Here is a 24,055-nt window from a genome sequence, read left to right on the forward strand (position 1 = left end):
ATTACCATTTACTTGGTAATTTTGATTTTTTTGCATTAAAAGAGAAATATGATCAAACTAAATCTTTAAATATTACATAAGTTATAATAAAACAAAAAAACAATAAAAGACCATGATAATTATAAAGAATAAGATTGGAATTATAAGATTTAGTCAAAAAAATGGAGCCACTTCCCGGGATCGAACCGAGGACCTCATCCTTACCATGGATGCGCTCTACCTACTGAGCTAAAGTGGCATTACTTATTTAGTGTACCATATATTTTATCTTTAGGCAAGGATATCTATCATAAATAATATCTAGTATTTTTTGTCAATGTATGGTAGAATACTGGTATATGATTCATTAGGAGGATAAAATGTCTAAACAACAATTTGAAAGAAGCAAACCACATATTAATATCGGAACAATCGGTCACGTAGACCACGGTAAAACAACAACAACAGCAGCAATCACTCAAGCCCTAAACAAAAAATACGGCACAGGTGAATACGTAGACTACGAACACATCGACAAAGCTCCAGAAGAAAGAGAGCGTGGAATCACAATCAACACATCAGTAGTAGAATACGAAACACCAAATAGACACTACGCACACATCGATGCCCCAGGCCACGCTGACTACGTTAAAAACATGATTACAGGAGCAGCCCAAATGGACGGCGCAATCATCGTAGTATCAGCAGCAGATGGTCCAATGCCACAAACAAGAGAACACATCCTACTAGCAAGACAAGTAGGCGTACCAAAAATAGCAGTATTCCTAAACAAAGAAGACCAAGTAGACGATGCCGAACTAATCGAATTAGTAGAAATGGAAGTAAGAGACCTACTAAACGAATACGAATTCGACGGAGACAACTGCCCAGTAGTAGTAGGCTCAGCCCTAAAATCCCTACAAGAAGGTGGCGAAGGCCCATGGACAGACAAAATCCTACAACTAATGGAAGAAGTAGACAACTACTTTGACATCCCAGAAAGAGACAACGACCAACCATTCCTAATGCCAGTAGAAGACGTAATGACAATCTCAGGCCGTGGAACAGTAGCAACAGGAAGAGTAGAAAGAGGAACCCTAAAAGTAGGCGACACAGTAGAAATCGTAGGCCTAACAGAAAAAACAACAAGCGCAGTAGTAACAGGCGTAGAAATGTTCCACAAATCACTAGAACAAGCAGAATCAGGCGACAACGTAGGAATCCTACTAAGAGGAGTACAAAGAGACGAAATCTCAAGAGGACAAGTACTAGCAAAACCAGACAGCGTACACCCACACACAGAATTCGAAGGCCAAGTATACGTACTAACCAAAGAAGAAGGAGGCCGTCACACACCATTCTTCAGTGGCTACAGACCACAATTCTTCTTCAGAACAACAGACGTAACAGGCGACATCCAACTAGAAGAAGGCGTAGAAATGGTAATGCCAGGCGACAACGCAACATTCAAAATCAGCCTACAAAAACCAATAGCCCTAGAAGAAGGCCTAAGATTCGCAGTACGTGAAGGTGGAAGAACAGTAGCATCAGGCGTAGTAACAAAAGTAATAAAATAGTCCCACCATCTTGGGTGACAAATGCAAGCATTTGTCATCTGCGAGATAAGCGAAGCTAAGAATTAGCAAGCGAATCCGCAGAACTAAGCGAGATGTCCACGAAGTGGTCATCGAGAGGACTAATCATCTTGGGTGGAAAATCCAAAGGATTTTACATCACTGAGGCGAACGAAAATGCGAAGGTCCTCCTCTAACCGGACCGGCCTGTTTCAAGCCCAGAGAACTAAGCACATAAATGAGCATTGAGTTTGGTCATTTATGCCGAAAAGTAGTGTGAAAGCACGGAAAGCAACAATAGTTGCGATTTTCGTGGAACCACGAAGTGGTCATCGAGAGGATTCATCATCTTGGGTGGAAAATCCAAAGGATTTTACATCACTGAGGCGAACGAAAATGCGAAGGTCCTCCTCTAACCGGACCGGCTTGTTTCAAGCCCAGAGAACTAAGCACATAAATGAGCATTGAGTTTGGTCATTTATGCCGAAAAGTAGTGTGAAAGCACGGAAAGCAACAATAGTTGCGATTTTCGTGGAACCACGAAATGGTCATCGAGAGGACCCCACCATCTTGGGTGACAAATGCAAGCATTTGTCATCTCTGAGGCGAACGAATAAGTGCAGGTCCTCCTCTAGCCGGACGGGCTTGTTTCAAATCCAGAGAACTAAGCACATAAATGACCATTGAATTTGGTCATTTATGGCGAAAAGTAGTGCGAAAGCACGGAGAGCAACAATAGTTGCGATTTTCGTGGATTACCAAAAAGTATCTCGAGGAGATGATTTCCTCATTTAAAAAAATAGCAAAGAGTGGGCATTTTGCTCGCTCTTTATTTATTAAGGAGTGCTTATGAAAAAAAATAAGTGGATTTTATCCCTTGTTTTTGCCATTATCCTAGGTCTATCTTCTTGCACTAATAGTAATACCAAAGAAAATATTACTGAAAATAAAGAGATTAGTGATAGTCTAGAAAAGACTGGCGAAAGTAAGACAGATCAAGCTAAAAGTGAAGAAGATACTACTAACTCTAGTGGTCTAATCAATGAGGCCGTCGAAAGAGAAGTAGGTAAACCTTATGAAGTGGGTGTCACACCTGATGATTACAATATGGACTATGACACTTCACGTATGCACGATCTGAAAGCAAAAAAATCAAAATATTATCCAGAAGATGGAGTTAAGGGTTTATACTTAAACTCTTACAGTGTAAATAATCCAGAAGTATACAATAAGATTATAGAGAAACTTGAAAGTACAAAATTAAATTCAGTTGTTATTGACATCAAAGATGATTGGGGCAATGTCACCATGAATTTTGATACAGATGATGAGGATATAAAGTACTCAAAAATTGATATAATTGATCCTAAGGCTTTCTTAGAAGAAATGCATTCTAGAGATATATATGTAATAGGAAGGGTTACTACTTTTAAAGATAGTATCATAACAGAAAAATATCCAGACTGGGGATTCACCTTAGATGATGGAAGTCTTTGGAAAAATGGTCATGGAGAAGCTTTTATGAATCCTTTCTTAAAGGAAGTTCAAGATTATGATATCAAAATTGCAAAGCTTGCTGCAGAAGCTGGATTTGATGAAATTCAGTTTGACTACGTCAGATTTGCCGAAGGATTTGAAACCTTTGGAGACACTCTTTCTTATTCTAGGGGTGAATATGAAGATGAGACTGACATGGACGATGGACAGAAGAGAGTTGCAGCTATAACAGGCTTTGTACAAAGAGCTCGTGAAGAGTTACAAAACTATGGCACACCGATATCAATAGATGTGTTTGGATATGCCCTCCAAGTAAGAAGAGCTGAAGGTATAGGCCAGGATTTTGACGAGATGGCTAATCAAACTGATGCTATATCATCAATGATTTATCCATCCCACTGGGGCAAATGGTCATTTGACATAGAAAAACCTGACCTAGAACCATATAATCTAGTTTATAAGTATCTAGAAGCGGAGCAAGAGGTATTGGGAGCGCTTGAGCACCCACCTGTATCTCGTCCATGGATTCAAGACTTCACAGCTAGTTGGATTGGAGAAGGAAACTGGATGGAATATGATGGAGAAGCAGTACAAGCCCAAATAGATGCTATTTATGACAAAGGACAAAATGAATATCTAATTTGGAATGCTTCTAGTGAATATTCCGATGGCGTAGATTACTAATATAAACTGTAGTGAAACTTATGTTTTGCTACAGTTATTTCTATTTGTAACATATGTTACTGATAGTGATAATCATTTATGATACACTTTTTGAGGAAGGTGATAATATGAAATTAGATATTAATGAAAATTTAGAAAGTTTAATAAGTAAGAATCCTAAGTTGAAAGATGAATTATTAAAGCTTGGCTTTGTTGGTCTTGATAATCCTATAATGATCAAAAAAATGGCATCTAAAATGTCAATAAAAAGAGGAGCTAAGATATTAGGAATAAAGGATATAGAATCAAAATTGCAATCACTTGGTTATGAAATTGAAGATTCATCTTTTGACAAAGAAATAATAGATAGAAAAGCAAATATTAAATCCTATATAAAAAGATTGTCAGATGGTGAAGATCTTGAGTCAGTAAGAAAAGATTTTAAAGAGAATTTTGAAGGTGTCTCTTCCTCAGAAATTATGGATGCAGAAGAATCACTATTAGATGACGGTATGGATAAGCAAGAGGTAAGAAGATTATGTGATGTACACTCTGCCTTATTTCATGGTATGACTATTGAAGAAGATAAAAAAATAGTATATGACAATCCAGTACTTAATCTATTCCAAGATGAGAATAATGAGATTAAGAATCTAATTGCAAAAACAAAAGCATATTTTGATGGAGAAATTTGTGAAAATTCATTGGAAGAATTACAAAGGCTTTTAAATAGTCACTATAGAAAAAAGGGTGATCTATTATATCCGCTACTAGAGTCAAAATATAATAAATCTGGTCCATCAGAAGTTATGTGGGGTGTTGACTATGAAATTTTAAGAAATATAAAAAAAGCCCTCAAAAAGAATGACAAAGACATGTTAGAGGAAACTATAGTAAGAGCAGAAGAAATGACTTATAAAGAGGAAAATATACTATATCCTTTGATAGCAGATAATTTATCTGATGAAGATTACTCAAATATATATAGTGATTTGAAAGAATATGATCAAGATAATGAATACGGCGATAATAAATTGTCAAAAGAAATTGATGGTACAGATGATAAGTATATATATTTTTCAAAAGGGAAAATGAGACTTGATCAACTTGAAGCAATGCTTGATACTTTAGAAATTGAAATTACTTATGTAGATGAAGAAGATATCAATTCTTATTATAATAATCCTAAGGAAAACAAAATCTTTAAAAGACCAAAGTCTTCCCTAGGAAGGAAGGTATATTCATGTCATCCACCTCAAGCATTACCAAAAGTAAAAAAGATTATTGGAGACTTAAAATCTGGTGTTCGTGATAAGGTCGTTGTAATTAGAGACATAGGTGGAAGTGATTACACAGTAACATATTATGGAGTTTGGGACAAAGAAGGTAATTACAAGGGGATTTTAGAAACTGTTCAGAATATGGATTTTTATAAGAATTACCTCAAAAAATGGAATAAGTTGTAAAAAAAATCGTTTCATTTAAACTTTAGTTAAGTAAATGAAACGATTTTTGCCTATAGTCTATGTTTTTTTCTAAATTGCGATGGTGTTTGCATGGTTTTTTTCTTGAAAACTTGGTTAAAATACGATTGAGAATTGAAACCAACTATGGTTGATATTTCTTCCATGGAATGATTTGTTGAAATCAGTAAGTTTTTAGATATCTCTATTCTTTTTAATATTAAGTATTCGATAGGAGTGACCCTATAAGCTTGTTTAAACTCAGATATTAAATGAAACTTGTTCATGTAAGCCATGGTAGATAATTGTTCTAACTTAATATCTTCAGCATAGTTGTTATCAATGTATGACTTAACATAATCAATTTGATGGTTGATTTTCCTATCGTGTTGAATCACAACTTTATCTTCGTTGGCCCTTAAGAGATTGATAATAAAAATAGATGCCAAAGAATTTGCCATAGATTTAGAAAATAGATTTTTGCTTTTATATTCATCTAATATATTTTCAAAAGTTGACAAAGCTTTATATTCATTAGCTAAATTTATATGAAAAAAGTTAGTTGGATTGACACTATTTGTTTTCTTATTTACTATAGAAATAGAAATAGACTCTACACCAAAACCAATAACTTCACAATTATCAAAATTCCCATCAATATACATAGTATGGCCAATATTTGAATTAATGATAATAAGGTCATTTTGCCTAATATCTATTGCTTCGTTTTCAATAGAAAGTTTGCCCGCGCCATTTATTAGAAAATAAAAATAAGTAAATGGATGGAATTGAATTCTTGAAGAATAATTCTTATTAAAAATAAATTTCTGGCTATCTAATACTTTTATTCCAAGATCTGATATGTCATTTTCTCTATCGATATCATTTGTATTGAATGTATCCATAATTTTTCTCCTGAACTTCTATCCTTTATTACAATAATATATAATATATATTATTATATTACATTTTAGAATTAATTTAAAGTAATAATTATAATATAATTTTAACATCGTGTTCTTCCTATTATAACAATTATATCATTATAACTATAATATTTCTGCATAATTTATAAAAAGATGAAAAATTGAAAAGTTTTCTTGCCTTAGTATAGTTTGATTAATAGGGGTGATATTATGGCTATGATTTCAGATACGACAATAGAACTAATAAGGTCAAGGGCTAATATAGTTGATATTATCAGTGAGTATACTGACTTAAAGAGGTCGGGTTCTTCTTTTAAAGGCCTATGTCCATTTCATAATGAGAAAACGCCATCATTTACTGTTGATGATAGGAAACAATTATTTCACTGCTTCGGTTGTGGTGCAGGTGGAGATGTTGTTTCTTTTATTATGCAAAAAGAGGGCCTATCATACAAGGAAAGCCTAGAATATTTGGCAAATAAAACAGGAGTTACAATTACCTACAATGATAGTTCATCACAAAATCCCAAAAATAAAGAACTTTATGAAATAAACAAAGATGTGATGATGTTTTATTATAAAAATTTGCTAACAAACAAGGATGCCATAAATTATCTTAAAAAAAGAGGATTATCATCTTCTATTGTTAATAAATTTATGCTAGGATTTGCCAAAAATTCTTGGGATGACTTGTTAAGTTACGGTGAATATAAGGGCTATGACAAAAATGATTTGGAGGATATTGGACTTATTAAAAAGTCAGCTAAGGGCAAATATTATGATAAATATAGAAATAGGATAATTTTCCCAATTATAAATCATTATGGTAATGTTATTGGTTTTGGTGGAAGAAGTATCGATGATCAAATGCCCAAATATCTTAATTCCCCAGAATCTAGTATTTTTAAGAAAAGGTACAATCTTTATGGCCTAAATGTCTATAAGAGGCAAAAAAAGAAAGATATAATCCTTGTGGAAGGTTATATGGATGTCATTGCTTTAAATAACCATGGTATAGACTACGCTGTAGCTAGTCTTGGTACTGCTCTAACAGATGACCAAGCAAAGCTTATAAAAAGATATGCGGATAATGTCTATATTTGCTATGACAGAGATGGGGCAGGAATGAAAGCTACTGACAAAGCTTGCGATATTTTCCTAAATAATAAAGTAGTAGCTAAGGTTATTATTCTAGAAGAAGGCCTTGACCCAGATGATTTTATTAAAAAATACGGCCAAGAAAAGTTTTTAGAAAAAAAGAGCCAATCTTTAGATGTTTATAATTATAAATATAACAAAATATTGGATTTATATAGTGAGGCAAACGAAAATGAGAAGTTTGAGAAGTTGGATTTATTTATAGAATTTCTTGCAAGTATAGACAAAGACCTAACTAGAGAAATATTCATAAACAACGTATCAACTCTATTTAACATTGATAAAACTACTTTAAATGAGGCCATAAACAAGTATAGTACTGATACTGGCAATAGAGCGAATTATTCAAATAAAAAGAATAAAATAATTATTCCAGAGAAGAAAAAATCCTTTAATACTATCGAATTAGAAATACTTAGATTAATTTTTAATCAAAAAGATGATTATTTATTTAAGAAAGATTTTTTTGATCAACATCTAAAAAATGAAAAAGTATTAAACGTTAAAGATTTTATTATAAATAAAGATGTTAGTAAGTTTGACCAAAATGATGATGATTATAATTACATTTTTGACTATATAAGTGATGATACCAATCCAATACAAATAATTGAATTGATTGATAAAATAAGGCTTTTTGAAAAAAGACAAAAGTTATTTGAGCTAAAAGCCCATAGAAAAAAAGCCAAGAGGAGTACGAATGAGTAGCCAGAGCGATAAGTTGCTTGATGAAGATGTTTTAAAAGAGATAATAGAAGAATTTCAGTCCATTAGTGAAAATCAAGATGGACTTATAACTTATACTCAAATATATACTTTTGATTCATTTAAAGAAGTAGAAGAAGATAGCAAAAAATACGTCATATCTCAAATTTTAAGTAGTGGAATCGAAATTGTAGAAAAATCCGAAGCACAGTTAGACGAAGATTTGGATGATGGTGATTTGGATGATGATATAGATGACGAAAAGCCACTAGATGAAGAAGATATTAACGAAGAAGATATAGATGAAGAAATAGATGATGACGTCGAAAATATTTCTGGTATTAAGCTTGATGACCCAGTTAAGATGTACCTTAAGGAAATAGGAAAAGTTTCATTATTGACTGCTAAGGAAGAAATTGACCTATCTAGAAAGATGGAGTTGGGTGAGATAGCATACAAAAAATTAGAAGGTATAAATTTAAATAAGCAAAATAAAATTGAATTATCCAATACTATATTTTTTGGAAATCTTGCAAAAGCCTTACTTATTGCAAATGATGAATACCAGAATGATGGAAAACTAAGCGAAGAATCAGGATACAATCTAAATGGGATCATTGCAATGGGCAAACTTTTCGAAGAGATTACGGTTGAAGAACCTGATTTAGAAAAGATAGAGGCGCTAAAAAACAAGGTATTAATTTGCAATATAGCCCAAAAATCTGTAAATGACAAAGAACTTAGCGAAAATGATGCAAATTCACTTTGTGATTTATTTGATTCCTTTGATCACATACTTAATGTAAACGTAGATGAAAATGTGCTTACCTTTGTATATGAATCATTTACTAATCTATTATCTAAGGCTTTAAATGAAGAATATCTAAAAACTTTTGATAAGATGACCATTGATTCATTAATTGAAGCTGCAAATAGATCTAAACAATTATCTATAGACAATTGTTTAAGTATAGATGAGGTTAAAGAATTAAATGAACTGGTAGAAATGAGCAATGTTGCTCATATAATTTTTGAAAATGATCAGCTTAGCCAAGACGATATATTAAAACTAAAAAAAGCTGTTCTACTTTCAAAAAGAGCTAAACAAAAATTGGCTGAGACAAACCTAAGGTTGGTAGTTTCTATTGCTAAGAAGTATGTAGGTCGTGGTATGAGCTTCTTGGATCTAATTCAAGAAGGAAATATGGGGCTTATGAAGGCTGTAGACAAGTATGACTACAATCGTGGATTTAAGTTCTCAACCTATGCAACATGGTGGATACGCCAAGCTATAACACGTGCTATAGCTGACCAAGCAAGAACTATTAGAATCCCGGTTCATATGGTTGAAACTATAAATAAGTTAGTGAGAACTCAAAGACAATTAGTTCAAGAACTGGGTCGAGATCCATCTAATGAGGAAATAGCTGAGCAAATGGGCATAGAGGTTTCAAAGGTTCAAGAAATCAGAAAAATTGCCCAAGAACCAGTATCTCTTGAAACTCCAATTGGTGAAGAGGAAGATTCACACTTAGGAGATTTCATAGAGGATGAATCTGCAGTAAATCCTGATGAAGCAGCGAACTACACTATGCTTAGAGAGAACTTAAACGAAGTCCTATCTTGTCTAGGGGCTCGTGAAAAACGAGTATTGCAGCTCAGATTTGGGCTTATAGATGGAACTCCAAGAACACTAGAAGAAGTTGGCAAGGAATTTGATGTAACTCGTGAAAGGATACGTCAAATCGAAGCAAAGGCTCTTAGAAAGCTAAAAAGTCCGAATAAGAGCGAATCATTGAAAGACTTTTTATAATGAATGATAAAAAAAGATTAATGGATATCATAAATTTGATAGATTATGGCAAAAATGTCATAGATGTAGGAACCGATCATGGATTGGTTCCTTTATATTTAGCGAAAAATAATATCAGCTCAAATATTTGGGCTACGGATATATCAGCACCATCTTTAAAAAAGCTTGAAGACCAATTGGATAGTAAGCTGTCAAAGATAATAAAAACTAAGGTGACAGATGGATTTAAGGGTATAGAAAAAGAAGATAATCAAATCGCCATCATTGCAGGCATGGGAGGAAATACTATTGTTGAGATTATACAATCGAGTATGCAATTTGCCCAAAATCTTGACTATATGATTTTAGAATCAAATATTGCAAGTGAAAAACTAAGATTATTTTTATACGAGAATAACTTTGATCTTATGAGAGACTTTTTATCCTTTGAAAATGAAAAATATTATGATATTTTGCAAGTAAAATATGGGAATAGGAAAGAAATGAAAATTTCTGATATGTATTATGGCTTTGAAAATATTGAAAATAGGAATCACTTATTAGAAGAAAAGTTAGTTATTGATCGTAAGAAAAATTTAATCTTTAGAGAAAATATCATTAAAAATTCTAAAAATAATGATGGTTTAGAAAAAATAAACGAAAGATTAAAAGCTATAGATGAGGTTTATGAAAGATGGAAATTAGAGAACTAATAGATAAATTATGTGAAAAATATCCACTGGATTTGCAAGAAGACTGGGATAATTCAGGGCTTCAGATTGGGAATCTGGACAAAGAGTTAAAAAATGTATTGATTAGTTTAGATTTGGAAGAAGAGGGTGTGGATATGGCTATAGAAAATGATTGCAACCTAATTATCACCCATCATCCATATTTATTTAATGGCACAAAATCAATAGATTTTACTGATTCTTTTTACAATCGCCTCGAAAAAGTAATAAAAAATGACATCAGTGTCTTTGCTATGCATACAAATCTAGACATTGCAGCAGATGGCCTTAATGATAATCTTTGTCAAATACTAGATATCCAAAAAGCACAAGTCTTAGAACTAGATAAGGATCTAGGATTAGGTAGATATGGAGAGATAGAAAAGACAAAGGCAAAAGATTTTGCTAGGAAAGTAAAAGAAATCCTTAAAGCTAATGAACTAGTATGCTACGGCGATATGGAAAAAGAAATTTCAAAAGTAGCAGTTTGTGGGGGAGCTGGCTCATCGCTCTTTGATGATGCTATTATCCAAGGATGTGATCTAATGATTACAGGTGATGTTTCTTATCATATGGGTATGGACTATGCTAATAGGGGTCTAGTAATAATTGATCCAGGTCATTTTGCTAGCGAAAATCATATAATTTACAAACTAGAAAATATCATAAATGAAAAGACTAAAAATAAAGTTTACACATATTCTAAAGGGGATTATTTTAGAACCTTTATTTAATATATATTTTACAAATATATTATAAAGAGTAAAATATAGTTTGGAGTAGATCAGACAATCGCGGCATAGTACGAGGAAAGTCCGTGCACCACAGAGCAGGATGCTTGATAACGTCAAGTAGGAGTGATCTTCAGGCAAGTGCAACAGAAAGTATACCGCCAAATTTTTGGTAAGGTTGGAATGGCGAGGTAAGAGCTCACCAGCTATATGGTGACATATAGGCTATGTAAACCCCATCCGGTGCAAGAACGAAGGGATGACAAACAAAGCTTGCTCGGCTTTGATCCAGAATGGTTGTTCGCTTGAGCTTATTGGCAACAATAAGCCTAGATAGATGATTGTCTAATACAGAACACGGCTTATAGATTTGCTCCCTACATAATAGTTACAAATTGTAACCAAAAAAAATCGAAATATTTTTTATTTACACTTTTGGCAAATAATTTACAATTTAAACTTAGGTATAAAGCTTAAAATTGTAAGTTTTTACCCTAAGTGTAATTTTTTTGTAACTAATTGTTGACTATTTTGTTAATTTGGTATAGAATATAGTAAGATTTTAATTCATAAAGGAATACCAAACTATTTAAGGAGAGGATTTTACACTAATGAATAAAAAAAATATAGGAGCTGCTTTATCTGTTATAGCAGCTGTAACTGCAGGAGCAACAGCATATGCTTCTACAGTAAATAATTTAGATTCTGATAAAAATACTAATTCTATGATTAGTCCATCTTATACAGAAAATAACGATTATCTTAACTTTATACAAGCTGACTATACAAAAGATCTTAAAAATACAGCAATAGCAAAAGAAAAAAGAATTCACAAGAATACAAAAGACGATGAAGAAAAAATTGCTAAAATAGAAGAAGCTGCCAATAAAATCGTTGCTGAAAAACTTATTTCAATTGAAGAAACTACATATGAAGATGAAGAAAATGCAGATGTAGAAAAAGAAGACATAGTATCTACAGAAGAAGTTTCTGAACAAGAAGTCGCTGTAAATGAAGAAGTTGACGATAATCAACTAGTAGTTTATAAAGACGTAAATCTTGATAGCGCAATCGAAAATATCAATGAAGAAGAATTGGTTGAAAATGGACAAAGTGATATTGAATCACAAGTGGAATATCTAGATAGCAATGAAGCTGTAAGCACTGAAGCTGAGAACAATGAAGTTTTAATTAACGAAAGTGAAAATCAAGTAGATGACAGCAATACAGAAGTTATCGAAGAAACTCCAGCTGAAGTTATAAATGAACTTGTAAAATACATCAACACTCAAGCATTAAATGTAAGAAGTAGCAAATCTTTTGAAGATTCTTCAAACATAGTAAAAACATTAGCAGCTGGTGAACAAATCAGTGGAACAGTTGATGGTGAGTGGTTTAAGACCAATGACGGTTATGTTAAACTAGCTTATTTAAGTGATTCATACCCACAAGAACTTATTGATTCATTAAATAATAACGATAAGCAAGAAGAAGTTTCTGAAGTTGAAGAAACAAATGAAGCTAATGAAGAAACTCAAACTGAAGAAGTAGTAGAAGAAAATTCAACTAATACAGAAACCCAAGTAGAAGAAGTAGTTGAAAATAACAAGGCTAGTGAACAAGTGCAAGAAGAAGTTATTCCTGAAGTAAAAGGCCAAGCATTTACTGGCTGGGTTTACAATACAAATGTACTTAACGTACGTGACAAAGCTGTTAGCGGAAATATTGTTGGTACACTAAGTAAGGGTACAAAAGTTTCTGGTGAAATAGCTGACGGTTGGGTTAAATTTGATTTTAATGGAAAAACTTCATACGTTTCTTCAAGCTATCTAACAACTGAAGAAATTAAGGAAGAAGCAAAAGCACTTGCAGAAGAAGTAAAAGATGAACAAGAAGTAGCTGTAGAACAAGTACAAAAACCTGCAGTAAATAACAATGGCCTTTCAGCTGCAAATATTGCTGGCCAATTTGTTGGCTATCCATATGTTTGGGGATCATCTAATCCATCTGTTGGTTTTGACTGCTCAGGCCTAGTAGTTAATACTTATAGGCAGCTTGGGGTAAGCTTACCTCACTCTTCAGCTGCACAGTTTAATACTGGATATGCTGTAGACTACAATAGCTTACAACCAGGAGACTTAATATTCTTTGCCATCAAGGGCGGTGGAATTGACCACGTTGGTATTATAACAAGCTCAGATGGTACATTTATTCATGCTTCAACACCAAGATCTGGTGTAAGATATGATAATGTTTATAATAATTATTATCAAAATACATTCAGAGGTGCTAGAAGAATTTTCTAAGAAAACAACATTTAAAACGTCCATATGGGCGTTTTTTTAATGGAGATATGATGGAATTATTAAATACTGAAAAATTAAAAAAGCAGATAATTGATAAATTAGAAAAGACCCAAATAAATAATAAGATACTTATATTGTCAATGAATCCAAGTAGTGAGGAGATGTCATATAAGAATTTTATTATAAAAAAATGCCAACAATTCGGTATTGATTATGTGGACAAAGAATTCGACTCGGATGTCAATCCTAGTGAGATTATCGATTTTGCTAATGGTTTTGACAAAGAAGATGGATTTATATTATTGTTACCATTCGATAATTATAAGTTCTTAGATGAAGTACGTACAGGAATTAAAATAAAAGACTTAGATGGATTTACCTACACTTCTCAAGGTAAAGCATTGAATGGATATCTTGAATATCTGCCAGCCACCCCCAAGGCTATAGCCAAGTTTTTACAATCTATTACTGATGTAAAAGGGAAAAACATCACTATAGCAAATAGAAATACTCTAATAGGTTTGCCATTAGCAACCTATTTATCAAGATCTAGAGCTACGGTTAGCATCATAAATAGTATAAGCAAAAATCAAAAAGATTTAATATATAATTCTGATATTTTCATATCAGCAATTGGTAGAGCTAATCACTATGATAAATCTTATTTTAGAGATGGACAAATCCTCATAGATGTTGGAACATCCTATGTTAATGGTATGATAGTAGGTGATATTGATTACCAAGATTTAAGTGATTTAGATATAGAAGTACTAACAAGCAAAAAGGGGATAGGGGCTTTAACTACCCTAACCCTCATTGAAGGCTTAATAAATTAGGAGAAATAATGCCACTAGTTGAAACAGATAAACAAATGGAAAGATACAAAGACTTTGTCAGAAATTCTCAATATGGCAAAGCAATGCAAGATCCAAATTGGTCTAAGATTAAGGCTAATTGGACAAATGACTATGTATATGTTGAAAAAAATGGTCATATTGCAGGAGCAATGAGTATTATAGGCATAAAAAATGACAATGGCAAGCATTTCTTATATGCACCTAGGGGACCAGTTTGTGATTTCAAAGATTACGACCTTGTAGTAGAATTAATTAAGGAAGCGGAAGTATTAGTTGATAAATACGATGCCTTTCTTTTGAGAATGGATCCAGAAGTAGATTTTAATGAGAAGATAATCTATGAATATGAGAAAAGAGGGTATGATTTTAGGACCTATGGCCTAGATAATCACGCCTTTACCCAACCTAGATATAATATGATTCTTGAAATTGCAAGTAATGATGAGGATACTTTATTTGAAAACTTTTCATCTGCTACAAGAAGAAACATAAGGAAATCATACAGAAATGAGATAAAAACAGTCAGAGAAACTAACGAAAAGACAATTGATACCTTCTATGAGCTTACAACAATTATGGCTGATAGGCAAGGGATAGGCCATAGACCGAAAGATTATTTCCAAAGATTATGTGACCATATGGGTGGCGAAATTTTCACTTCGTATTATAAGGGCGAGCCACTATCATCTTCGCTCTTAGTTGCTTATAACGACAAAGTATATTACCTTTATGCTGCTAGTTCTAACGACCATAGAAATAAGATGCCAAATTTCAATATGATATGGGAAGAAATAAAATGGTCAAAGGAAAATGGATATAAATACTTTGACTTTGGTGGAGTATTTTCTGTTGATAGCAAAGATGGTCTCTACAGATTCAAAGAAGGCTTCTGCTATCCAGATAAGTACACTGCCTTTATAGGTGAACTAGATGTTGTTTATGATAGAGATAAGTACAATGAATTTATAACAAAATAACCCTAAGGATTAAGAGAGCATATTTCCTAAGGTTGGATTATTATATCCAGCTTTAGGATGCAATCTAGTCCTTAGGATTTTTTTATAGACTTTTTGCAACTTCTAATGCCTTTGTTATATCAGGCAAGTTTGTATTTTGATTTAGGTATTCAAGATGGCGAATTATTTTATTTTCATCAATGACAAATATAGCTCGATTTAACAAATTATATTCTTCTATCAAAACTCCATATGATTTTGCAAAGTCATTATATAAATAGTCAGACAAAAATACTATATTTTCAGATCCCTTTTCTCTAACAAATCTTTGCTCAGCAAAGGGTAAATCATTAGAAATTGATATTATATAAAGCTTATCTTCCTTGCTAGCTTTATTTAACATGTAAGTTTGTAATTCACAAATAGATGTATCAAGAGATGGAATAACTGATATAATAGTTACTCCGTGCATTTCTTTATAAAAATCATAATCTTCTAAGTCTTTAGTTAAAGCTTTGAAATTGGGCGCTTTATCTCCTAATTTTAATTCTTCGCCAGCTAAGCTAATATCAAAGCTTCCAAACTTAGCTTTTCTTTTAGTCATAATATTCTCCTTTTTGATATTAAATACTACTACCACATATCTTATAATAAAAATTTATCATTGTAAAGATGTGAGAATTAGGGTATAATTAGTCAGTATGAAAATATTATTAAGGAGGGAATATGGCAGACTTAGTTTTAAACGCAAATAATCGCCAAGCTATTGGAAAAAATAAAGTTAACAAATTAAGAGCTGAAGAATTAATTCCAGGCGTTATCTATGCCAAAGGTGAAGATAATCTTAATGTACAATTCACAACAAGAGATTTCGATAAAATATTAAGGCAAGCTGGTACATCAACAATTATCACATTGGATATTGAAGGTGATAAAAGAGATGTACTTATAAAAGATTACCAAACACACCCATACAAAAATCAATATCTACACGTAGATTTCCAAGCAATCAACCAAAACGAAACAATCAGAGTATCTGTACCAGTTATTCTACTTGGTAGAGATGATATCAAGATTGATCAATCAGTATTGGTTCAAAATGTAGATACAATCGAAGTTGAATGTTTACCAAAATACATTCCACAAACAGCAGAAACAGATGTTACTGATATTCAAATTGGTGATATAAGAACTGTAGCTGACCTTGATATCTTTGGAAATGAAGACATCACAATACTAGCTGAAGACGACGATGTTATCTGCTCATTACAAGAAGTTCAAGAAGTTGAAATTCCTGAAGATGAAGATAGCGAAGATGTAGATGCAGCTGATGTTCCAACTGTTGATGAAACAGAAGAAGGCGAAGAATCAAGTGAAGATGCTGAATAATTAATTTAAAGACCTCAGGGTCTTTTTTTATTTCCAAAAATTGCAAGCATTTGTTATAATAATAATATGAATGGAAAATTAATTGTTTTTGAAGGACCAGATGGTTCAGGCAAAACTACAATCTTAAATAAAGTAAACGAAATATTAATATCAAAAGGATACAAGACAAATTTACTAAGAGAGCCTGGTGGAACATTCATATCAGAAAAGATAAGAGATATAATCATTGATAATGAAAATATAAATATGGATGCGAAAACTGAGGCCTTGTTATTTGCAGCAAGTCGAGCTCAGCTAGTAAGTGAGAAAATAAAACCACTTATAGACGCTGGTGAAATTATTTTATGTGATAGATTTGTCCTAAGTTCCCTCACTTATCAAGGAGTAGGAAGGGGTCTAGGTATTGAAGAAATAAAAACCATTAATGATTTTGCAACTGGTGGCTTAAAAGCTGATTTAACCGTATTTTTTAACATTGATTACAAAGAAGCCCTTATCAGAAAAAGAGCAAATTTCACTGCTGACAGATTAGAGAATGAAGAATTTGACTTTCACAAAAAAATCTTTGATGCTTATCTTGATATGGCAAAACTTTACCAAGACGAAATATGTGAAATAGATGCGAGCAAATCAATTGATGAAGTAAGTAAATCCGCTTTGGATTTAATATTAAATATACTGGAGGATTAAATGAAATTATTATTAGCCATTGTACAAGATGCAGATGTAAATTTTTTGATGGACGCTCTAACAGAAAGTGGATATAGGGTAACCAGACTTTCTACAACGGGTGGTTTCTTAAAAAAAGGCAATACAACACTTTTAATAGGTGTAGAAGAAGAAAAACTTGATGAAGTATTAGCTGTTATAGAGAAAAATTGCAAGAGGAGAAACACTACAACAACAATTATCAACCCTTCTGCAGAAAGCTCACTTTTGACAAATACCGTACCTGTTGATATAACAGTTGGAGGAGCAACTATATTTATCCTAGATGTAGATCAATACATTAGATTATGAGTATCCTAGAAAGTCAGCTTAATAATAATCAATTATTTCATGCTTATATATTTGAAGGAGATAATGATAGTGATAATCTAAGCTTTGCAAAAGAATTTGCAAACCAAGTATTTAAAACAAAAGGATTGGACATAGTTGGTGATTCTAATCCCGATTTATTTATAATTGACAACGATGATAATATCATAGACATAAATACCATTAGATTATTAAGTAAAGACATATCCCTAAGCCCAACAAATAAAAAGATAAAAATATATATAATACACAATGCTCAAAACTTAAGAGATGAGGGCTCAAATGCCCTATTAAAAACATTAGAAGAGCTCAAAGATTATAATATGATTATCTTTACCACGACTAATAGTAATCTGATGTTAAAAACTATTAGGTCAAGGTGTCAGATTATTAGCTTAGCCAATAACAAAAAAATATTTAATGTGGATATGGTAAAACTGTCATCAATCATAAAAGATATCTACCAAGGAAAACTTATTAGCTTTTATAAAAATAAAGATTTTTTCTCAAGCTTCAAAGAAAATAAGCTAGATATTTTTGATGGATTCCTAGATTTATTTCAACTAATATTATTATATAAGTACAAAAAAGATTTAAAAATAGGAGAAGATGTCAAATTTAATGTAAGATACTTAGAACAAATGACTTTTGATCAAATTGAAAATCATATTGAATTAGTAAATAAAGTAAAAAAGGGACTAAAAACAAATATTAATTATGATCTATCAATAGAAGAGATTATATTTAATATTTATAGGGGAGGAATGCTGCAAAGTGAACGTAGTTGGCGTTAGGTTTAGAAAAGCCGGTAAAATATATTATTTTGATGCGGGAAGCGAGAACTATAAATATAAGCAAAATCTGGTCGTAGAAACAGAAAATGGCTTGGAAATAGGAGAAGTAGCCCTCATTAATCTTGAGATAGACGAAGAAAAATTTAATAAAAAATTAAAAAAAGTTGTAAGAATTGCTAATGACCAGGATTTGAAAAGAAAAATTCTAAACAATATTGAAGCTAAAGAAGCTTTAAAAGTTTGTCAAAGCCTAGCTGATTCATATAAACTCAATATGAAATTAGTTGATTCTTATTATACCTTGGATAAGAACAAGTTAGTTTTCTTCTTCACATCTGATAAAAGAGTAGATTTTAGAGAGTTAGTAAAAGATTTGGCCCAAAGATTCAGATCTAGAATAGAATTAAGGCAAATAGGGGTGAGAGATCACGCAAAACTCATCCAACACTTTGGAACTTGTGGCCAGCAATGTTGTTGTTCGAGGCACCTAACTGATTTTGTACCACTATCTATAAAATATGCTAAAGATCAAAACATAAGCCTTGATCCTGCAAAAATTTCTGGTGTATGTGGAAGACTAATGTGTTGTTTATCTTTTGAAGAAGATAATTACACGTACATGAAAAAAATAATGCCAAAATGTGGCCAAAAAGTAAATACTGAAGAGGGCTGTGGAGTTGTCCTAAGAAATGACTACGTAAAAGAAGAGTGTAGAGTTAGGATAAAATCTGACGATGAAGAAAATATAGAAAAGATTTTTAAGTTATCAGAAATAAACCTAGATATGTAATTGATAACAATTATCATTTTGTATAATTTATCGAAATTTAGCCGTTTTAAGTATAAATATTAGCTTTTAGTTGACATTTTTGAATTAATAATGTATACTCATATTAGTAAAACATTAGGAGGTAAAATAATGGCTTACGTAATAGACGCAGATACATGCATTTCATGTGGAACATGTGCAGGTGAATGTCCAGTAGACGCAATCTCAGCTGGAGATGATGCTTATGTAATCGAAGCAGATACATGTATTGATTGTGGAACTTGTGCTTCTGTTTGTCCAGTAGACGCAATTGATCCAGAATAAAAAGTACATAAAAATTTGACATATTAAAAACTACCAAGCTTGTCTTGGTAGTTTTTTGTAAATATAATAATATTTTTGATAACAAACAAAAAAGACTTAGATAAGCTATTTATATGAAGCATCTAGGTCTTTTAAAATTCTTTGGAGCTTCAAACAGGAATTGAACCTGCAACTTACGGTTTACGATACCGTTGCTCTGCCAATTGAGCTATTGAAGCTTATAATAGGATATTATACTGATATATTGAAATAATCAAAGTTGGTTTTTAAAAAAATATTTGTATGTAATTTCTAATTTGATATAATTATAAAAGGAGTTACTATGGATTTATCATTTATTCTTAGACAATTACAGACTTTATCAACAGATTATAAAATAGCACTAGTCCCACTTGCAATAATTATTTTAAACTTGCTTATTTTTTTAGTGTCCAAAACATTTAGAAAAGCAGGACTCTTTGTGCTTGTTTTGGCTTTTGCTATCGATTATGCAATTAAGATGCTTCCTTTTGACCTTTATGGTCAGATAGCTTGGTTATATAATGCTGTAACTGGTCTTTATATTCTTGGTTTTATAATATTTTTCTTAAAAGTGTTAAAGATGTCAATAAGAATTAATAATAACGCGAGAAAATCTGAGACGAATGAAAATTCTAAGTTTAAAGATTTTCTTAAATTCACTGGGGTTATGCCCTTTGTTTTGATGCTTGTAATTAACTTGTTTAACTATAATGATATAATTCCAAAAAATATATTAACTATTCTAACTTCTATTAGTTTTATTTATATGACCATAAAAACTGTCTATTCTACATCAAAATACTTATCTAGCAAAGATAATTTTATCTTAAAAGATAGGATGGATTTTAAAGAAATTCAAGAGTTTTTGGATGAGGACGAGAAGCTAGAAAATAAAACCAATTCAAAGAATCAAGGTAGAAGAACGAGGAAATTTTCTGATATAGATGATGATGGTGATGAAACTATCAAGATATATGAAAAGCCAAAAAAATCTAACAGTTCTCACTTAAACGCAAATGATTATAAATTTGTAAAAGTTCCTAGCTCAAAAAATGAATTTCATGGAAGTCCAGCTACTAACAAACTTTCAAATACTGATATAATCAAACTTGTATCTGGAGATTTTGAAGATAGTAAAAATATAACGGTTATGTCTATTACTGACCTTAGAAGTGGGGAAGTAACTAGCTATGAAAGTAAGAGGCCGATTTTGAAAATTCACGAAGAAAACGAATATAAAATCGATTTAGAATTTGAGACTGTGAATGAATATGACTATGGTAGATTTATTGATATACTTTTACTTTACTCTAAGGATAAGGATAGATATAAATTTGAACTTGAAGTAGCGCCATCGAAAGCCCCTAACAATAAGATAATATTTTTTGATCCGTCAAATGTATATGACATAGATGAGAGTGACTATGCTAATGTTGGGGGAAAGATTATTAGTATGAATTTTCCAAAATATAAGATAAATTTCATAACTGGTAACTAGGAGTTTTATGGATATACTAAAGGTAAATTCTTTAGAAGAATATAATAGAATTTGGAATAGAGATAGGTCGTATTTAAGTGCAGCCCATCTAAAATGGATAGCTATTTTTACTATGCTCTTATCTCATCTTGCCCAAACGAATTTAATGTATAACATGGGCGAAGAATATTGGTTTATGGCTGATATTTTTGTTTTTATCGGCAGAATAGCCATGCCAATATTTTGCTTTTTTACTGTCCAAGCTATAATTTACACAAAAAACTATAAGAAATATTTTTTTAGACTTTTAGCTTTTGCATTGGTCGCTGAAGTTCCTTATGATTTAGCATTTTACGAAAAGCCTTTTTACTTATATGGACAGAATGTTATATTTACAATCTTAATTGCAGCTTTTGCTATTTTTTTGATTGACAAGCTTTTAAAGCGAGATGAAAACATTATAATAAATATTGTCGGTATTATTTTAATAACTATAGCTGCAATGTACTTGGCCGCATTATTAAGGACAGATTATTCATCCATGGGTGTAGTAGCTATAGTTTTAATATATTTGGCAAGAAATAATAAAATATTAAGTGCTTTAGCCTTGATGATAGGATTTTTGTTTGAATTTGAAGTATGGGGATCTGTTATACCAATTAGTTATGGATTTGTATATTTAGCTATCCCCTTAATTATGTTATATAACGGAAAAAGAGGGAAACAAAATAAATGGGCTTTTTATATTTTTTATCCAGCTCATTTATTAGTAATTTATTTGTTGAAACTATTAATTTTATAAAAGGAAATTATGGATATAATACATATTTTATCAGAGCAATTAAATCTAGAAGAAGAAAAAATTAAAAGTGTTAGAGACTTACTAGATGAAGGTTCTACAGTAGCCTTTATTGCAAGATATAGAAAAGAAAAAACTGGAAATTTAACTGACGTTGAAATTAGAGAAATTGAAAAGAACCTTAATAAACTCAGAAATGTTGAGAAAAGACAAGAGGAAATAATAAATTCTATAGAATCTCAAGACAAGCTTACAGAAGAGCTTAAGGAGCAAATCCTATCTACTAATTCTCTAACTTTGCTAGAAGATATCTATAGCCCTTATAAGAAAAAAAGAAAGACAAGGGCTGATGTTGCAAGGGAGATTGGTCTTGAAGACTTATATAAGTATTTATTTTCCGAAGCTAAAGATCAAGAAGATGCATTAAACGCTGCCAAAGATTTTATAAATGATGATGTGGAAAATTCTGAGCTAGCTATTGAAAAAGCTCTTGACATTATGGCTGAAGATATTTCTAACAATATAGATGCTAGAAATATTACAAGACGTGATGGAATGATAAGAGCAAGAATAATTGCAAGTGAAAAAGAAGATCCCGAAAATCTTTACCAAACTTATTATGATTTTTCTAAAAAACTAAAAGATATGAAGTCTTATCAAATCTTAGCCTTAAATCGTGCTGAAAAGGAAGGCGCTCTTGTTATAAAAGTTGAGTTTTCAGATGATTATAACAAGAAATTAATCAGCAACTTATATGAAGTAAATAATGACTACCAAAAATCACTGCTTGATAAGTCTATTGATGATGCATATAAGAGATTGATATTGCCATCTATAACAACAGAGCTTAGAAATTTCCTTACAGAGAATGCAGAAGATGAATCTATAAAGGTATTTTCGAATAACTTAAAACCTTATTTATTACAAAGACCTATAAAAGGGAAAAATGTAATGGGACTTGATCCTGGCTATAGGACAGGTTGTAAGGTAGCAGTAGTTGACCAAAATGGTAAATACTTAGACCAAGCTGTTATTTACCCAGTCACACCCCACAAGAAAGAAAAAGAATCTATTGCTATATTGAAAAGCTTAATAGAAAAGTATGATGTTACTCTAATAGCTTTGGGAAATGCAACTGCTAGTAGGGAAACAGAAGTTTTTGTAAATAAGTTATTAGAAGAAATAGATAAAGATATAGCGTATGCTGTAGTAAACGAGGCGGGGGCTTCTGTATATTCTGCATCAAGTCTTGGTGAAGAAGAATTTCCAGACCTTGATGTAACTATCCGTGGAGCTATATCCATGGCCAGACGACTCCAAGATCCTATGGCAGAACTTGTAAAAATTGAGCCGAAACATATTGGTGTAGGCCAATACCAACACGATATTAACGAGAAAAAGCTTGATGAAGAGCTCTCAAAAGTTGTAGAAGATGCAGTAAATGAAGTTGGAGTTACTATTAATAATGCCTCATACAAGCTATTGTCATATGTATCTGGTCTTAACTTAACAATTGCAAAACGTATAGAGGACGAGTTTAAAGAAGGAAATCTAGTCTATAGAAAAGATTTGAAAAAAGTTAAGGGTCTTGGAGATAAAACATTTAAACTTGCAGCAGGATTTTTGAGATTTCCTGATTCACCAGAACTTCTAGATAATACAGGTGTCCATCCTGAAAGTTACAAGATAGCAAAAAAGGTTAAAGACTTAGATTTAAACGAAATTGATATAGAAAAGCTTGCTGAAAAATTGGAAGTTGGAAGGCCGACTTTAGAAGATATAGTAAGTGAGCTTAAAAAGCCTGGAAGAGACCCTAGGGAAGATAATCCAGAAATCCTCACTAAATCAGAAATAATGACCATTGACGATTTGAAAATAGGGGATGAACTTACAGGTAAGGTTAGAAATATAACAGATTTTGGGGCTTTTGTAGATATAGGAGTTGGAATTGATGGACTAGTCCATATTTCAAATATCAGCAATAAATTCATCAAAGACCCAAATGAAGTTTTAACTAATTCAGAAATTGTAAGAGTAAGAATAATAGAGATAGATAAAAAAAGAGAAAGAATTGGTTTATCCATGAAGGATATTAATTAAGGAGAA

Annotated in this window: 21 protein-coding genes, 2 tRNA genes and 1 other RNA gene; 20 read left to right on the plus strand and 4 right to left on the minus strand. The window is 31.9% G+C overall.

Annotated elements, in window-relative coordinates; all coding sequences use genetic code 11:
- Positions 1-162: 162 nt before the first annotated feature.
- Positions 163-238, minus strand: a tRNA-Thr gene (locus BQ7474_RS03595).
- A gap of 121 nt (positions 239-359) precedes the next feature.
- Between BQ7474_RS03595 and tuf the strand changes: the two genes are divergently transcribed.
- The 3 genes from tuf (at position 360) to BQ7474_RS03610 (ending at position 5,179) form a co-directional block, all read left to right on the plus strand.
- Positions 360-1,556 carry an elongation factor Tu gene (gene tuf / locus BQ7474_RS03600; RefSeq protein WP_073997643.1) on the plus strand — a complete coding sequence of 399 codons (1,197 nt, stop codon included), beginning with the start codon at positions 360-362 and terminating at the stop codon, positions 1,554-1,556.
- 846 nt (positions 1,557-2,402) lie between these two features.
- On the plus strand, positions 2,403-3,734 hold the full coding sequence (locus BQ7474_RS03605) for a putative glycoside hydrolase (protein WP_073997644.1): 1,332 nt from the start codon (positions 2,403-2,405) through the stop codon (positions 3,732-3,734).
- Positions 3,735-3,841: 107 nt separating this feature from the next.
- Positions 3,842-5,179 (plus strand): DUF438 domain-containing protein, encoded by a 1,338-nt coding sequence (locus BQ7474_RS03610; protein ID WP_073997645.1) that lies wholly within the window; start codon positions 3,842-3,844, stop codon positions 5,177-5,179.
- A gap of 50 nt (positions 5,180-5,229) precedes the next feature.
- Here BQ7474_RS03610 and BQ7474_RS03615 read toward each other — a convergent pair whose 3' ends face one another.
- Entirely contained in the window at positions 5,230-6,081 is an 852-nt protein-coding gene (locus tag BQ7474_RS03615) for an AraC family transcriptional regulator (RefSeq protein ID WP_073997646.1), read from the minus strand.
- A gap of 231 nt (positions 6,082-6,312) precedes the next feature.
- Between BQ7474_RS03615 and dnaG the strand changes: the two genes are divergently transcribed.
- The 8 genes from dnaG (at position 6,313) to BQ7474_RS03655 (ending at position 15,359) form a co-directional block, all read left to right on the plus strand.
- Positions 6,313-7,968 (plus strand): DNA primase, encoded by a 1,656-nt coding sequence (gene dnaG / locus BQ7474_RS03620; RefSeq protein WP_073997647.1) that lies wholly within the window; start codon positions 6,313-6,315, stop codon positions 7,966-7,968.
- The gene (rpoD, locus tag BQ7474_RS03625) at positions 7,961-9,778 is read left to right on the plus strand and encodes an RNA polymerase sigma factor RpoD (protein WP_073997648.1); all 1,818 of its coding nucleotides are present in this window, start codon (positions 7,961-7,963) and stop codon (positions 9,776-9,778) included. Before dnaG ends, rpoD begins: the two co-directional genes overlap by 8 nt.
- On the plus strand, positions 9,778-10,470 hold the full coding sequence (locus BQ7474_RS03630; RefSeq protein WP_073997649.1) for a tRNA (adenine(22)-N(1))-methyltransferase: 693 nt from the start codon (positions 9,778-9,780) through the stop codon (positions 10,468-10,470). The genes rpoD and BQ7474_RS03630 overlap by 1 nt, the downstream gene beginning before the upstream one ends.
- Positions 10,452-11,222 carry a Nif3-like dinuclear metal center hexameric protein gene (locus BQ7474_RS03635; RefSeq protein ID WP_073997650.1) on the plus strand — a complete coding sequence of 257 codons (771 nt, stop codon included), beginning with the start codon at positions 10,452-10,454 and terminating at the stop codon, positions 11,220-11,222. The genes BQ7474_RS03630 and BQ7474_RS03635 overlap by 19 nt, the downstream gene beginning before the upstream one ends.
- A 42-nt stretch (positions 11,223-11,264) precedes the next feature.
- Positions 11,265-11,600: RNase P RNA component class A (gene rnpB / locus BQ7474_RS03640), an RNA gene on the plus strand.
- Positions 11,601-11,830: 230 nt separating this feature from the next.
- Positions 11,831-13,525 (plus strand): C40 family peptidase, encoded by a 1,695-nt coding sequence (locus tag BQ7474_RS03645; protein WP_073997651.1) that lies wholly within the window; start codon positions 11,831-11,833, stop codon positions 13,523-13,525.
- 50 nt (positions 13,526-13,575) lie between these two features.
- Positions 13,576-14,361 carry a methenyltetrahydrofolate cyclohydrolase gene (locus BQ7474_RS03650; protein ID WP_073997652.1) on the plus strand — a complete coding sequence of 262 codons (786 nt, stop codon included), beginning with the start codon at positions 13,576-13,578 and terminating at the stop codon, positions 14,359-14,361.
- An 8-nt stretch (positions 14,362-14,369) separates the two neighbouring features.
- Positions 14,370-15,359, plus strand: a complete 990-nt coding sequence (locus BQ7474_RS03655; RefSeq protein ID WP_073997653.1) for a lipid II:glycine glycyltransferase FemX — start codon at positions 14,370-14,372, stop codon at positions 15,357-15,359.
- A gap of 82 nt (positions 15,360-15,441) precedes the next feature.
- On the opposite strand, the gene tpx is transcribed toward BQ7474_RS03655, so the two are convergent.
- Positions 15,442-15,942, minus strand: a complete 501-nt coding sequence (tpx, locus tag BQ7474_RS03660; protein WP_073997654.1) for a thiol peroxidase — start codon at positions 15,940-15,942, stop codon at positions 15,442-15,444.
- Between the two features lie 122 nt (positions 15,943-16,064).
- Here tpx and BQ7474_RS03665 point away from each other — a divergent pair, with 122 nt between their 5' ends.
- From BQ7474_RS03665 to BQ7474_RS03690, 6 genes are all read left to right on the plus strand, one after another.
- Positions 16,065-16,727, plus strand: a complete 663-nt coding sequence (locus tag BQ7474_RS03665; RefSeq protein WP_073997655.1) for a 50S ribosomal protein L25 — start codon at positions 16,065-16,067, stop codon at positions 16,725-16,727.
- Between the two features lie 66 nt (positions 16,728-16,793).
- Positions 16,794-17,417: a dTMP kinase gene (gene tmk / locus BQ7474_RS03670; RefSeq protein ID WP_073997656.1), complete on the plus strand. Its 624-nt coding sequence runs from the start codon at positions 16,794-16,796 to the stop codon at positions 17,415-17,417.
- Positions 17,418-17,747: a cyclic-di-AMP receptor gene (locus tag BQ7474_RS03675; protein ID WP_044566113.1), complete on the plus strand. Its 330-nt coding sequence runs from the start codon at positions 17,418-17,420 to the stop codon at positions 17,745-17,747.
- Positions 17,744-18,559 carry a hypothetical protein gene (locus BQ7474_RS03680; RefSeq protein ID WP_082187879.1) on the plus strand — a complete coding sequence of 272 codons (816 nt, stop codon included), beginning with the start codon at positions 17,744-17,746 and terminating at the stop codon, positions 18,557-18,559. Before BQ7474_RS03675 ends, BQ7474_RS03680 begins: the two co-directional genes overlap by 4 nt.
- Positions 18,540-19,349, plus strand: coding sequence for a PSP1 domain-containing protein (locus BQ7474_RS03685; RefSeq protein WP_073997658.1), 810 nt, complete (start codon positions 18,540-18,542; stop codon positions 19,347-19,349). Before BQ7474_RS03680 ends, BQ7474_RS03685 begins: the two co-directional genes overlap by 20 nt.
- 129 nt (positions 19,350-19,478) lie before the next feature.
- Positions 19,479-19,652: a ferredoxin family protein gene (locus BQ7474_RS03690; protein WP_073997659.1), complete on the plus strand. Its 174-nt coding sequence runs from the start codon at positions 19,479-19,481 to the stop codon at positions 19,650-19,652.
- 142 nt (positions 19,653-19,794) lie between these two features.
- Here the strand turns inward: BQ7474_RS03690 and BQ7474_RS03695 are convergent.
- A tRNA-Thr gene (locus BQ7474_RS03695) sits at positions 19,795-19,870 on the minus strand.
- Positions 19,871-19,974: 104 nt separating this feature from the next.
- Between BQ7474_RS03695 and BQ7474_RS03700 the strand changes: the two genes are divergently transcribed.
- From BQ7474_RS03700 to BQ7474_RS03710, 3 genes are read left to right on the plus strand one after another with little or no spacing between them, the layout of a single operon-like run.
- Positions 19,975-21,171 (plus strand): hypothetical protein, encoded by a 1,197-nt coding sequence (locus BQ7474_RS03700; protein WP_073997660.1) that lies wholly within the window; start codon positions 19,975-19,977, stop codon positions 21,169-21,171.
- A gap of 7 nt (positions 21,172-21,178) precedes the next feature.
- On the plus strand, positions 21,179-21,952 hold the full coding sequence (locus BQ7474_RS03705) for a TraX family protein (RefSeq protein WP_073997661.1): 774 nt from the start codon (positions 21,179-21,181) through the stop codon (positions 21,950-21,952).
- Positions 21,953-21,961: 9 nt separating this feature from the next.
- The gene (locus tag BQ7474_RS03710; protein WP_073997662.1) at positions 21,962-24,049 is read left to right on the plus strand and encodes a Tex-like N-terminal domain-containing protein; all 2,088 of its coding nucleotides are present in this window, start codon (positions 21,962-21,964) and stop codon (positions 24,047-24,049) included.
- Positions 24,050-24,055: the final 6 nt, after the last annotated feature.

Source organism: Anaerococcus urinomassiliensis, assembly GCF_900128425.1.
Lineage (GTDB): Bacteria > Bacillota > Clostridia > Tissierellales > Peptoniphilaceae > Anaerococcus > Anaerococcus urinomassiliensis.

Excerpts from the sequence above, each read along its gene's own strand:
- tuf (WP_073997643.1), top strand. The coding sequence starts at position 360 with ATGTCTAAACAACAATTTGAAAGAAGCAAACCACATATTAATATCGGA.
- BQ7474_RS03605 (WP_073997644.1), top strand. The coding sequence starts at position 2,403 with ATGAAAAAAAATAAGTGGATTTTATCCCTTGTTTTTGCCATTATCCTA.
- BQ7474_RS03610 (WP_073997645.1), top strand. The coding sequence starts at position 3,842 with ATGAAATTAGATATTAATGAAAATTTAGAAAGTTTAATAAGTAAGAAT.
- BQ7474_RS03615 (WP_073997646.1), bottom strand. The coding sequence starts at position 6,081 with ATGGATACATTCAATACAAATGATATCGATAGAGAAAATGACATATCA.
- dnaG (WP_073997647.1), top strand. The coding sequence starts at position 6,313 with ATGGCTATGATTTCAGATACGACAATAGAACTAATAAGGTCAAGGGCT.
- rpoD (WP_073997648.1), top strand. The coding sequence starts at position 7,961 with ATGAGTAGCCAGAGCGATAAGTTGCTTGATGAAGATGTTTTAAAAGAG.
- BQ7474_RS03630 (WP_073997649.1), top strand. The coding sequence starts at position 9,778 with ATGAATGATAAAAAAAGATTAATGGATATCATAAATTTGATAGATTAT.
- BQ7474_RS03635 (WP_073997650.1), top strand. The coding sequence starts at position 10,452 with ATGGAAATTAGAGAACTAATAGATAAATTATGTGAAAAATATCCACTG.
- BQ7474_RS03645 (WP_073997651.1), top strand. The coding sequence starts at position 11,831 with ATGAATAAAAAAAATATAGGAGCTGCTTTATCTGTTATAGCAGCTGTA.
- BQ7474_RS03650 (WP_073997652.1), top strand. The coding sequence starts at position 13,576 with ATGGAATTATTAAATACTGAAAAATTAAAAAAGCAGATAATTGATAAA.
- BQ7474_RS03655 (WP_073997653.1), top strand. The coding sequence starts at position 14,370 with ATGCCACTAGTTGAAACAGATAAACAAATGGAAAGATACAAAGACTTT.
- tpx (WP_073997654.1), bottom strand. The coding sequence starts at position 15,942 with ATGACTAAAAGAAAAGCTAAGTTTGGAAGCTTTGATATTAGCTTAGCT.
- BQ7474_RS03665 (WP_073997655.1), top strand. The coding sequence starts at position 16,065 with ATGGCAGACTTAGTTTTAAACGCAAATAATCGCCAAGCTATTGGAAAA.
- tmk (WP_073997656.1), top strand. The coding sequence starts at position 16,794 with ATGAATGGAAAATTAATTGTTTTTGAAGGACCAGATGGTTCAGGCAAA.
- BQ7474_RS03675 (WP_044566113.1), top strand. The coding sequence starts at position 17,418 with ATGAAATTATTATTAGCCATTGTACAAGATGCAGATGTAAATTTTTTG.
- BQ7474_RS03680 (WP_082187879.1), top strand. The coding sequence starts at position 17,744 with ATGAGTATCCTAGAAAGTCAGCTTAATAATAATCAATTATTTCATGCT.
- BQ7474_RS03690 (WP_073997659.1), top strand. The coding sequence starts at position 19,479 with ATGGCTTACGTAATAGACGCAGATACATGCATTTCATGTGGAACATGT.
- BQ7474_RS03700 (WP_073997660.1), top strand. The coding sequence starts at position 19,975 with ATGGATTTATCATTTATTCTTAGACAATTACAGACTTTATCAACAGAT.
- BQ7474_RS03705 (WP_073997661.1), top strand. The coding sequence starts at position 21,179 with ATGGATATACTAAAGGTAAATTCTTTAGAAGAATATAATAGAATTTGG.
- BQ7474_RS03710 (WP_073997662.1), top strand. The coding sequence starts at position 21,962 with ATGGATATAATACATATTTTATCAGAGCAATTAAATCTAGAAGAAGAA.